The following is an 11,967-nucleotide window of genomic DNA, read 5'->3' as shown; positions in this document are numbered from 1 at the left end:
AACATCATGGCGTTCATCGAACTCAAGGGCGCGACGCTCGACTTACCGATCTATGACGTGCAGGGGCGCTCCCTCAAAAAGAAGGTGATGCGCATGGGTCGCCGCAACACTATCGCCGAGGATAACGACGGGGTCATTGTGGTGCGCGCGATCGACAACGTCGACTTGCGACTGGAAAGTGGCGACCGCATCGGTCTGATCGGCCACAACGGCGCGGGCAAATCGACGCTGCTGCGCATCATGGCGGGCATCTATGCACCAACACACGGAACGGTGTCGTGCGACGGAAAGATCGTCCCGCTGCTGGACATCAGTCTCGGCATGGACGAGAATTCGACCGGGCTGCAGAACATTCGACTGCGCGGCCTGCTACTCGGTATGAGCGATAGTGAGATCCAGTCCAAGCAGGAAGAGATCGCGGAATTCTGCGAACTCGGCGACTACCTGGATCTTCCGTTGCGCACGTATTCGAGTGGGATGCGCGTGCGCCTGGCGTTTGCGGTGTCGACCGCCGTCGATGCGGACATCCTCCTGCTGGACGAAGTGATGGGCGTCGGCGACGCGTCCTTCATGAACAAAGCCAAGGCGCGCTTACAGGACCTGCATCACCGCTCTGAGATAGTAGTGCTGGCAATGCACGCGAACGCAGAGATTCGCCGCATGTGCAACAAGGTGCTATGGATGGAGCGCGGCCGCGTACGCGCATTCGGCCCGACCGAAGAAGTCGTGTCCGCATACGAAGCGCAGGTGTGACCGTATGCGGACTGCCGCCCTCGTGCAAATTCCGCAGCGATCGCTGCGCGCGCTGCAGCAGGCTATCGAGTTGCGCGGCGGCGTGATACCGGCGCTACGTGCGGGCTGGGCGGTGTGGCGAAGGGAAGGCCTGGCGGGACTGCGCAACCGGGCGACGCGTGATGACACCACCAATTACGGCGCCTGGATCGAACGCTATGACACGCTGGACGATGCGAAGCGGGAGGCGCTCGGTGCGGTTCTGCAACGCTTGCAGCGGCGACCGCTGATCTCGGTACTCGTGCCGGTGTTCAACACGCCGGAGCCGTATCTGCGGCAGATGATCGAGTCGGTGCGCGCGCAGATCTATCCGCATTGGGAACTGTGCATCGCCGACGATGCCTCGACCGCGCCGCATGTGAGGGCGATCTTGCACGAGTACGCCACGACCGATTCGCGCATAAGGGTCATGCGCCGCGCGTCGAATGGTCACATCTGCGCGGCGAGCAACGACGCACTTAGCTTGGCGACCGGCCAGTTCGTCGCGCTTCTGGATCACGACGACGTGCTGCCGGAGCACGCATTTTGCATGGTCGCGATGTATCTCGAGCGCTTTCCGACAGCCCGCATGCTCTACAGCGACGAGGACAAGCTCGCGCCGAACGGCACACGCGTCGAGCCTTATTTCAAGTCGGACTGGAACCCGACGCTCATGCTTGGTCAGAACATGTTCTCGCATCTGGGCGTGTTCGAGACGGGGCTCCTGAGAGATGTGGGCGGGTTCCGGCCGGGATTCGAAGGCAGTCAGGATCATGATCTCGTCTTGCGTTGCGTCGAGCGTGCCGGCGACGCGGCCGTGGTCCACGTGCCGCACATTCTGTATCACTGGCGGATGACGCCGCAGAGTACGTCGGCTCGCGTCGATGTCAAGCCGTACGCGCGCGATGCCTCGGTACGCGCGGTCGAGGAGCACCTCGCGCGCACCGGATTTGATGCGACCGTGCGGCAACTGGCCCCTGATTCGACGATGCTGCGTGTGACCTTCGCGGTCCCGCAGCCTGCGCCGATGGTATCGATCATCGTTCCGACGCGCGACCGGGCCGAATTGCTCGAACGCTGCATTGAGAGCGTGAAGACGCGTACGCGCTATCCCGCGTATGAGATCGTGATCGTGGACAATGGCTCGCGCGAGCAGCGCGCTCTCGACCTGCTCGCGCGCTACGAACAGCAGCCGGACGTTAAGGTGCTGCGTATCGATGCTCCGTTCAACTATTCGGCGCTGAACAATCAGGCGGTGTCGCAGGTACGCGGTTCGATGCTTTGCCTTCTGAATAACGACATCGAGGTGATCTCGCCGGACTGGCTTGACACGCTCGTCGGCTACGCGGCGTTGCCGCAGTCTGGTGCAGTCGGAGCGGCGTTATGGTATCCGAACGATCGCCTGCAACATGGCGGTGTATTGCTGGGCATCGGCGATCTGGCGGGGCATCTGCATCATATGTTGCCGCGCGGCGCGCGCGGCTATTTCGGCCGTGCGGTGCTGGCGCAGCAGTTGTCTGCGGTATCCGCCGCGTGTCTTGTCGTGAGAAAGACGCTGTATGGCGAAGTCGGTGGGCTCGATGCCGAGCACTTGGCAGTGGCGTTCAATGATGTCGATTTCTGCCTAAAGCTCGATGCAGCCGGATACCGCAACCTCTATGTGCCGTTCGCCGATCTCTATCATCACGAGTCGGCGTCGCGCGGCGGCGACATGACTTTATCGAACGCGGCGCGTTTCGCCAGAGAAGCGGCGTGGATGCGCGAGCGCTGGGGGTCTAGGGTTCGCGATGACCCTTTCTACAATCCGAATCTCGCCTTGAGCGGGGGCGCGGTGTTCTCGCTGGCGTTTCCGCCGCGAGTCGCGCCATGCGCCTAGTGTCTGCATCGGTGAAACGAGCAAAAGGGCTCATACTCTAAACAATGGCGGCAGGATGGCCGCGCCAAGGCTTTTTCTATGACGAGTTCAGTCAAGCGTGTTCGCTTCGGCAATCCGCGGGCAGACGCTCAATTTTCGGGCGAACGCTATCTTCCTCACGTTGAGGGGCCGATTCAGTACGAGCACTATCACCGTTATCTGTTTGCGCTGACGCACTGCGCCGGCAAGGACGTGCTCGACATCGCGTCGGGCGAGGGCTACGGTGCCGCGCTTCTTGCGCAGGAGGCGAAGAGCGTCGTCGGGGTGGACGTCGACGAGCGCGTCGTCGCGGACGCCAGGATACAGTACGTTCGTGAGAACCTTCGCTTCGAGGCAGGTAATGCCACGCGCATTCCCTTGCCCGATTCATCGGTCGATGTAGTGACGTCGTTCGAGACGCTGGAGCACTTCGCCAACCACGAGCAGTTTGTTCGCGAAGCAGAACGCGTCCTGCGTCCGGGCGGCCTACTGATCGTGTCGACACCAAACCGTCCGGTGTATTCACCGCCGGGATCGCAGCCTAACGAGTATCACGTCCGCGAGCTTGATCGGGCGGAATTCCTGCATCTGCTCGAATCGGGCTTCAGCAACGTCGCCCTGTGCGCGCAGAAAGCGAGCGCGGGATCAATCATCGTCTGCGAGCATTCCGGCGCGCAATCCCTGTCATGGTGGACGCAGAAGGGCGATGGCGTTTGCGAGTTGTCAGGCGCGATCAACGAACCGGTTTATTTCATCGCGCTCGCAACCAACGGCGCGCTTCCAGAGATCGACGGCAGCTTCCTCGACGCGAGCAAGTCGTTCCATGATTACGACCAGTCGCGCGCCGACTTTGCGAATCGGGAGGCTCAGGAAGTCGCGCGCCTGACGACCGAAACCTTGCAACGCGCGGACGAGATCGGCCGCCTGACCGCCGAAATCGTGCGGTTGACCGAAGCCGTCCTGAAGCGCGACGTCGAAATCGGCCGGCTGACGAGCGAGACGGTTCGGCTGAACGAAGTGATCGTCCAGCGCAATCTAGAGCTCGAGCGCGCGTCGGCCGAACGGCAGCAGCGGGACGGAGAGTTCGCGCAACAGCAACAGGCGCTCGTGACCCTCTCGGGCGCTTACGAGAAGATGACTTCGCCGTCAGGCAAGCGTCTGGGGACTCGAGCGAATGCCGATGCCGGAACGGCGCCCGATGACGCGCTCGAAGCCGGCACGGTCCACGCGCTGCGCACGCAAAACCGCGCGCTGAACGCGGAGATCGACGCGCTTCGCCGCTCTTTCTCCTGGCGGATCACGAAACCGGTGCGTGTCGCGACCAACCGTTTCCTTCGCCCGGCCAAGCAGCGCGCCGCCGTGCTGCTCGGCCGGGCGCCTGCGCAACCGGCCGTCGGTAAGCAGGCCGCGCGCGCGCTGACGTCGCTTCCAGCGAACTGGCGCGACGTTGAATTCGTGCCGTTCGAAAAGGCGGCCCATCCGCGCGTCACGATCGCGGTGATCGCGACGAAGGGCGCGACGACGCTCGACGCGAGCCTGCGCATGTTGAGCTCGACGCTTAGAAACGAGGCGACGGATGTGGTCGTGATCGCGGACGGCGATGCGCCTGCCGCCGCGCAGCGAGGCGTGCAACTCCGTCGTGCTGTCGATGCGACGGCGTACCTGACCAGCGTGCGAGACTGCATCGGCGAGGTGCAAGGTGAGTACCTGGTCCTCATGTCGGACCGACTTGCGGCGCATCCTGGCTGGCTCGACAAAATGCTGGAAGTATTCGACCGCTTCCCGGACGCGGGTGCGGCTACCGGATTGTTGCTCGATGCGAACGGCGACGTCGTTGCGGCCGGCTCCGGCGTCTCGTCGGACGGACGCTTGGTCGCCAACGCGGCCGGAGACACGGCCGATGATTCGCGCGTTTCCTCGGTGGCGCGAGTGTCGGCGGCATCGCCCGGCATCCTGATGGTGCGCGCCGACCACTGGCGGCGCATGTCCGCGCGGCTCCTCGAAGGCGCGCCGTATGAGTCGGGTATGGCATCGCTTGCGCTTCTGCTCGCGGGCGAAGGTGTGCATACCTATTGTCAGCCATTCGCGCGCTTTTCCTTTGTCAACGACGCGGCACGCATTCCCGCGCTTGCCCGTGACAGTTGGGACGACGCATACCAACGCTGGCAGTTGCGCGAGCGTTTCGAGACTGTCTTCGCCAACTACGCCGGCACCACGGATGTGCTGCCGCTGGCGGCGCGACCGAAGATTGTCATCGTCGACGCGTTCGTGCCAAAGCCCGACCAGGATTCCGGATCGGCCGACCTGTTCTGGTATATGCGCATCTTCCAGTCGTTCGGCTACGAGGTGTGTTTCATCGCCGCCTTCGAGCAGTCCGAGCCGCGTGAGTACGCGGACGCGCTGCGGCGCTGGGGTTTCCGCGTGCTGATCGCGCACGGCATGGTGGCGTTGCAGGAACTCACCACGCGCGAGTCGGTGACGGCCGAACTCGTGATGTTGCAGCGGATCAGCGTCGCAAGTCATCTCGTCGATACCGTTCGCCGCGTGGCGCCGCGCGCCAGGCTCGTGTTTAGCACTGTCGATCTGCATTTCCTGCGCGAAGAGCGTGCGGCCGTACTCGATCGTTCGGCGACCGCGCTGGACCATGCATTCGAGGTGCGTCGCTCGGAACTGCATGCAATTGGCATCGCCGATGCGACGACCGTGGTGAGTCACGTCGAGCTTGAACTCGTCAAGCGGTTAATGCCGGCGGCTAACGTCCACCGCATCCCGATTCCACGCCTGCCCGCGCGCGCGCCGACGAGCTTTGAGCAACGGCGAGGCGTCGTGTTCGTCGGCGGCTTCGCACATCTGCCGAACATCGACGCGGTGAAGTGGCTCGTCAACGACATCTGGCCGCTCGTGCGCTCGCGCTTACCCGACGCCGAACTCCAGGTAGTCGGTAGCAACGTGACGCCGGAAGTCGCCGCGCTCGACGCACCGCAGAACGGCGTGCGCATTGTGGGATTCGTGGAGGATCTGTCGACGATCCTGGATCACGTCCGGCTATCGGTGGCGCCGCTGCGCTTTGGCGCGGGCGTCAAGGGCAAGGTCGTTTCGAGTCTCCTTCACGGTGTGCCATGCGTGCTCAGCAAGGTGGCGAGCGAAGGCATGGGACTCGTTGCTGGCGAGCACGTTCTCGAGGGCGACACAGCGCAGCGGATGGCCGACGAAATCGTGCGGCTACACGAGGACCATGAACTTTGGCAGCATCTGGCCGATGCCGGGTTCGACGCCGCGTTGACCGAGTTTTCGGTCCGCACCGTCGCTCAGTGCTTCAAGGCGCTGCTGGAGTCGATCGGGCTCGGCGAGACTGTCGACGACAGCGGACTGCGCCATCTTCCCCATTAAGAGTCTGAATCTCGAGCTATGACCGTACTGAAACTTGTGAAGCGCCTGTTCGCGCCGAAGACACAACCCATGACTTTCGAGCGGCCCGATATCGATCCGGGCAAGCTCAGGCTGCTGATCGAGCTCGCGTCATTCGACAAGGGCGGCCTCGAAAAAGTCGTGCTGGATTCGGCCATCGCGTTCAATCGCGATCGTTTCGACGTGACCATTGTCACCGCGGGCAAGGTGGGCCACCTCGGTGCCGTGGCGCGCGAGGCGGGGCTGCGCGTGATCGGACTACCGGAACGCGACACGCTGAACGCGTACGTTCAGTTGCTCTCGCAGATCCAGCCGGACCTTGCGATGTCGCACTTCTCATATGTCGGATATCCGCTGTTCGCACAGTTCGGCATCAGGAACATTACGTTCATCCATAACGTGTACGCCTTCTTCTCCTCCGAGCAGGCGCGTGCGTTCGCCGACAACGACAGGTACGTAGATCTCTATATCTCCGTGTCGAAGAACGCGACCCGCTATGCCGCCGCGAAGCTCGGCGTGAAGCCTGAGAAGGTGATCACCGTGCCTAATGGGCTCATCATCAGCGAGCACGAGGCGCGCGAGAAAAAGCCGGGCACGCTGCGTCGAGAGGATCTGGGCATCGCCGGGACGGACTATGTGTTCGCGAACGTCGCGTCGTACAACTTGCACAAAGGCCACTATGTGATGGTCGACGCGATGAAGCACATCGTGGCGAAACGCAAGGACATCAAGATCCTGTGCGTCGGCAACCCGGTGTTTGCGCCGCACGTCGAGGCGCTCACGGATCTCATCCGCCGCAAAGGACTGGAGCAGCACATCCTGATGCCCGGCTACATCGCCGACGTCGCCGACGTACACCGCATTTCCGACGCGTTCCTGCTGCCGTCGTTCATCGAAGGCTGGAGCATCGCGATGAACGAAGCGATGTTCTATGGCAAGCCGATGGTCTTGACCGACACGGGTGCTTCGGCGGAAGTCATCGAGAACGGCGATATCGGGATTCTGGTTCCCAACGAATACGGCGATACCACCGAACTCGACTCGGTTACACTCGATCAGCTTGCCTACGCGCCGCGCGACTACGCGATCACGCCGCGCCTTGTCGAAGCAATGGAGACGATGGCGAATTACCGCCAGGAATGGGCCGCGCGCGGCAAGCAGGGACGTACAAAGATCTATACGTCCTATGATTTCAAGGATATCGTGCGCCGATACGAAGAGGTCATAGAGGAGGTCGTACGTGAGCAACGCCGTTAATTCGTCACCAGGCGGACGAGTCGTGGAACGAGTGCGCCGGGTGTGGCGCTTCCTGCGCTGGCGTTTCAAGCCGGCCGTGTGCTTCTACCTGGGCAACCATCTGTTCATGAACTACATGCCGTATCGCATCCGGCACTGGTTCCTGCGGCGCTTTTGCATGGTCCGCATGGGTGCGGATTCAAGCATCGCGATGGGCTGCTTCGTGACCGGCTATCACATCGAGATCGGCTCGAACACGGTGATCAACCGCTACACGTACCTCGACGGGCGCGTGCCGCTCAAGATCGGCAATAACGTGAACGTCTCGCACTACACGCTGATTCAGACGCTTACGCACGATCCGCAGAACCCGGACTTCGTCTGCCTGTGCAAGCCAGTAGTCATCGGCGATCATGCGTGGATCGGCGCGCGCGCCATCATCTGTCCCGGTGTTACCGTTGGCGAGGGCGCTGTGGTCGGTGCGGGCGCCGTCGTGACGCGCGATGTCGCGCCTTATACGATCGTCGGCGGCAATCCAGCGCACTATATCAAGGACAGGTCGCGCGACTTGCGTTACCGGTCGCGCTATTTCCCGTTTTTCGACACTGACATTCAATAGCTTTTTGACAAGAACGGCCCCGTGGCACGTTCCGAGACATCCATGTTCAAGTTCCTCAAGAAGAACGAAGGGCCTTCCATTTCGGTGGTGGTGCCGCTCTACAACCACGGCAGGTACATCAAGTCGACGCTCGAAAGCGTGCTCGAACAGACTTCCCCTGCCGACGAGATTATCCTCATCGACGACGGCTCTACCGACAACGGCTTCGAGATTGCGGAGCGCGTTATGGCCAAAACACCGCGCGCGCGCGCGTTCCGGCAGGAAAACGCTGGCGCGCACAACACGATCAACCGGGCCATCGGCATCAGCCGCTCGCAATATGTCGCCGTGCTCAACTCGGACGATCAGTTCGCACCGAAGAAGCTTGAGCGTTGCCGCGAGCTGATCGCACAGCGAGGCGCCGCAGAGCTGATCGCGGGCGGTGTCGGAATCATGGACGACGCGGGCGTCCCGCAGCGCGGCGGCGTCGCTGTCGACTGGCTCGCGCGCTCGAAGTCTTTCCTCGACAGGTACGGCCTGCCGCAGTTGTCGCTCGTGAACGAGAACTACGTCGCGACCACCTCGAACATGGTGTTTTCACGACGCATGTGGGACGCTGCGGGCGGCTTTCAGCCGCTGCGCTACTGCCACGACCTGGACTTCCTGATGTTCGCGTTCGAATCTGGTTCAGTGATTCTGGATCTCAACGAGGAACACATCGTGTATCGGGTGCATCAGGGCAACACGATCAAGGAAGATCTGGCGCGCGTGCGCGTCGAGATTGCGGCCGTGATCGCCGATGCTTTGTACCAGTCCGGGCCGCGCCTGCTGTCGCCCGAATTCGGCGAACGCGATTTCGAGGCATTCACCACGGTGCTCCGCAACAAGCAGATGAGCGACATGCTGTGCTTCTTCCAGACCGTTCGACCGGCATTCGCGACGCGTACCGCGTTTTATGAATATGCGACGGACGCGAAGCGCGGAACGGCTTTTCGCCAGGCAGTTGCGTCGGCTTGAACGTCGTCGGCGGCGAGGTCCGTCACGCATCCATTTCGATTACGAAACATGAGCATTCCATCTTCCGTCCCCGATCAAGCAAAGGCGCTGGCCGATCGCCTTCCCGTGCAAGCCGTGATACTCGCGGGCGGCGCGGGCACGCGCCTGTGGCCGCTGTCGCGCGAACAGTTTCCGAAGCAACTCATCGGCCTGCTGGGCGACGACTCCCTGCTGCAATCGACCGCGCGGCGTCTCGTCGGCCTGGGCTCGAGCCATCCGGTGGCCGCGCGCAGCGTCGTCGTCTGCGGCGAAGATCACCGGTTCAACGTGGCCGAGCAGTTGCGCCAAAGTAACGTTCAGGCGCAGATCATACTTGAGCCCGCGGGACGCAACACCGCGCCGGCGCTGACACTCGCCGCCTTGTCGCTGGTCGCTGAAGGCAACGACGCGATCATGGTCGTGATGCCCGCGGATCACGCGGTGACGGACGAAACCGCGTTTCGCGCGCGTGTCGCCGATGCCGTCGGGGTTGCGGCCCTTGGTCATATCGTTACGCTCGGTGTCGTGCCGACGCGGGCCGAAACTGGCTACGGGTATCTGCGCGTCGGACAGGCGCTGGACGAGCGCAACGTTCGTCAACTCGACCACTTCGTCGAGAAGCCGTCTCTCGAACTGGCGCAGAAGTACCTCGAGAGCGGCGACTATCTGTGGAATAGTGGCCTCTTCGTGTTGCGCGCGTCCGTTTGGTTGCGCGCGATCGAACAGTTTGAACCGTTGATTTACGTGGCATGTGTCGAAGCGTTCAAGGGCAATACGCACGACGTCGATTTCCTGCGTGTCGATGCGGCGTCGTTCACCGCGTGTCCGTCGCAGTCGATCGATTACGCCGTCATGGAGCGCGTCACCGAACCGGGCTCCGGGTTCGTAGCCGCCGTGGTGTCGCTCGAAGCGGGCTGGTCGGATGTCGGCGCGTGGGATGCCGTCTGGGAGGCGCTCCCCAAGGATGCAGCCGGTAACGTCACGCGTGGCCGCGTAATGCTTGAGGGCGCGTCGAACACGCTTGCTCATTCGGAAGGGCGATTGATCGCGTGCGTTGGCACGGACGACCTGGTTGTGGTCGAAACGCCCGACGCGATCCTCGTCGCGAAGCGTTCCTCTGCGCAGAACGTCAAGGCGATCGTGTCGCGTATTAGGAGCGAGAAGGGGGCCGAGGCGAATTTTCACCGGAAGGTGTATCGGCCATGGGGCTACTACGATTCGATCGATGAAGGGAAGGGCTTCCATGTGAAGCGTATCGTCGTGAACCCCGGTGCGCGCCTTTCGTTGCAGATGCATCACCATCGCTCGGAGCACTGGATTGTCGTGCGCGGCACGGCCCGCGTCACACGAAGCGAGGAAAGCTTCCTCTTGTCCGAGAACGAATCGACTTATATCGCGCTAGGACAGACTCACCGGCTCGAAAATCCGGGAAAGCTGCCTCTCGAGATGATTGAGGTGCAATCCGGGTCGTATTTGGGCGAGGACGATATTGTGAGGTTTGAGGATTCTTACGGTAGGTCGTGAGTACGGTAATCTACGCGTGCTTATCGAAATGCCTCAACGACCATTGGGTAGTGACATCAGCGACCTATTGACATTCAAGGTAAGCGTTACGGCAGTCTTCCAATTACCCACATTTTCCTTTGAATTCTGTTAAGGAAGCTCTTATGTGGACGCCTCCCGGATTGCAAACAGTTCCACGATGTTGACTGGCAGGTTTAGGCAGCACGCTTATGTCCGGCCCCTTTGTGCAGGCTGGTATCTGCCTGCTGGCCCTAATGGAATTCGCTGGCGAGGTCCTCATCTGCAAATCGAACGCAATGGTTCATCTTGCGGCTTTCGCATCATCCATAAATTGCCCAACGCAAATAGCGTGGTGATCTGAGCGGTGTTCTTCGCTAACCCCCGGTATCGCGTCTTCACGTAGCCAAACTGTCTCTTGAGAATTCGGAAGGGATGCTCGACCTTCGCCCGAATGCCGGCCTTCAGTCGTTCGATCTCGTCGTATATTGCATCGACAGGATCCTTCAAGTTTAATTTTCTTCGCTTGCTGGGCCGCATCGCAACATGCCATCGAACCGAGCCTGTTTGCTCACGCTTTTCGATGCCTTGGTATCCGGCGTCAGCATAAACGTCGGTTTCCTCGCCGTGCAACAAAGCGGGTGCCGCATTGAGGTCGTGCACGTTAGCCGCCGTGCCGATGACCGTGTGAACCAGGCCTGACTCTGCGTCCACGCCTACGTCGGGTGGCGGTAGCGCATTACTGCGCCACCGCCCCCTAAGAACCGGACGTGCGAGTCGCCCCGCATCCGGCTCAAGCCATTCACCAGCACCAGCGTTGGTACCGGGCAATCAATCGTCAGTCGTAGTTCGACGACGGGCAAAGTAAGACGCCCACGCAGGGTCAAACGGATTGGCCTGGCCACGTATTTTCACGTGACGGACAATCGGAACCGCCGCAGCCCGAAACAGCCGGGTTACCCCGTGGGCTTGTGACCGGGCAGTAAACGCCCAGGAACGGGTCCCCTCTACGCGGAAGTATTTGTTTTTCACCCAGCCCGTGCCTTTCGTGGGATGCCGACGCATCGCCCACTTCCACAAGAGGCGCCAGATGTGAGCATCTACCGACGTAAAATGAGCTTTTGAGACCACATGACGGTGATACATGGCCCAACCCCGAATCACTGGGTTGAGCTGTACGATCAGGTTCCGCTGTGTGGCGCTCCTGTGCTGCCTCACGATTTCCCTAACCTTATCCAGAAGTGCCTTCACGCTTTTGTTGGCCGGTTTGATGAGCAGCTTACCCGCGTACTTGCGGACGTTCTGCCCAAGGAAATCGAACCCATCGGCAATGTGGGTGACTCTGGTTTTCTCTTCAGAGAGTTCCAGACCCCGAACAGCGAGGAACTGCTTGACCGCAGGGAGTACGTTCTGCTCCAGAATGTCTTTAGTACTACAGCCGTAGGTACGCCGGAAGCACACCTCCGCGTCGTCGATAATGACACTGCTGGGCTCGGTACTGATG

Annotated in this window: 8 protein-coding genes and 1 pseudogene; 7 read left to right on the top strand and 2 right to left on the bottom strand. The window is 61.5% G+C overall.

Going from position 1 to position 11,967, the window contains the following annotated elements:
- Positions 1–6 precede the first annotated feature (6 nt).
- The 7 genes from AWB81_RS25435 (at position 7) to AWB81_RS25405 (ending at position 10,466) form a co-directional block, all read left to right on the top strand.
- On the top strand, positions 7–753 hold the full coding sequence (locus AWB81_RS25435) for an ABC transporter ATP-binding protein (protein WP_062639314.1): 747 nt from the start codon (positions 7–9) through the stop codon (positions 751–753).
- 4 nt (positions 754–757) lie between these two features.
- Complete coding sequence (locus AWB81_RS25430; RefSeq protein WP_062639313.1) at positions 758–2,647, top strand: glycosyltransferase family 2 protein; 1,890 nt, start codon at positions 758–760, stop codon at positions 2,645–2,647.
- A gap of 78 nt (positions 2,648–2,725) precedes the next feature.
- Complete coding sequence (locus AWB81_RS25425; RefSeq protein ID WP_062639312.1) at positions 2,726–6,055, top strand: methyltransferase domain-containing protein; 3,330 nt, start codon at positions 2,726–2,728, stop codon at positions 6,053–6,055.
- A gap of 18 nt (positions 6,056–6,073) precedes the next feature.
- Positions 6,074–7,330 carry a glycosyltransferase gene (locus AWB81_RS25420; RefSeq protein ID WP_062639311.1) on the top strand — a complete coding sequence of 419 codons (1,257 nt, stop codon included), beginning with the start codon at positions 6,074–6,076 and terminating at the stop codon, positions 7,328–7,330.
- 106 nt (positions 7,331–7,436) lie between these two features.
- Complete coding sequence (locus AWB81_RS25415; protein ID WP_374730513.1) at positions 7,437–7,928, top strand: acyltransferase; 492 nt, start codon at positions 7,437–7,439, stop codon at positions 7,926–7,928.
- Between the two features lie 42 nt (positions 7,929–7,970).
- Complete coding sequence (locus AWB81_RS25410; protein WP_062639309.1) at positions 7,971–8,924, top strand: glycosyltransferase family 2 protein; 954 nt, start codon at positions 7,971–7,973, stop codon at positions 8,922–8,924.
- A 48-nt stretch (positions 8,925–8,972) separates the two neighbouring features.
- Positions 8,973–10,466: a mannose-1-phosphate guanylyltransferase/mannose-6-phosphate isomerase gene (locus tag AWB81_RS25405; protein WP_062639308.1), complete on the top strand. Its 1,494-nt coding sequence runs from the start codon at positions 8,973–8,975 to the stop codon at positions 10,464–10,466.
- Between the two features lie 276 nt (positions 10,467–10,742).
- Here the strand turns inward: AWB81_RS25405 and AWB81_RS25400 are convergent.
- Together AWB81_RS25400 and AWB81_RS25395 are read right to left on the bottom strand one after the other, a co-directional pair.
- Positions 10,743–11,183, bottom strand: a pseudogene (locus AWB81_RS25400) (transposase); the annotation flags it as partial.
- A 111-nt stretch (positions 11,184–11,294) separates the two neighbouring features.
- A partial coding sequence (locus tag AWB81_RS25395; RefSeq protein ID WP_144444182.1) for a group II intron maturase-specific domain-containing protein occupies positions 11,295–11,967 on the bottom strand: 673 nt, incomplete at its 5' end.

The organism is Caballeronia arationis (genome assembly GCF_001544975.2).
In the GTDB taxonomy this organism is placed as follows: domain Bacteria; phylum Pseudomonadota; class Gammaproteobacteria; order Burkholderiales; family Burkholderiaceae; genus Caballeronia; species Caballeronia arationis.
The sequence above is the reverse complement of the archived record's forward strand: the minus strand, read 5'-3'. Positions and strand labels throughout refer to the sequence as shown.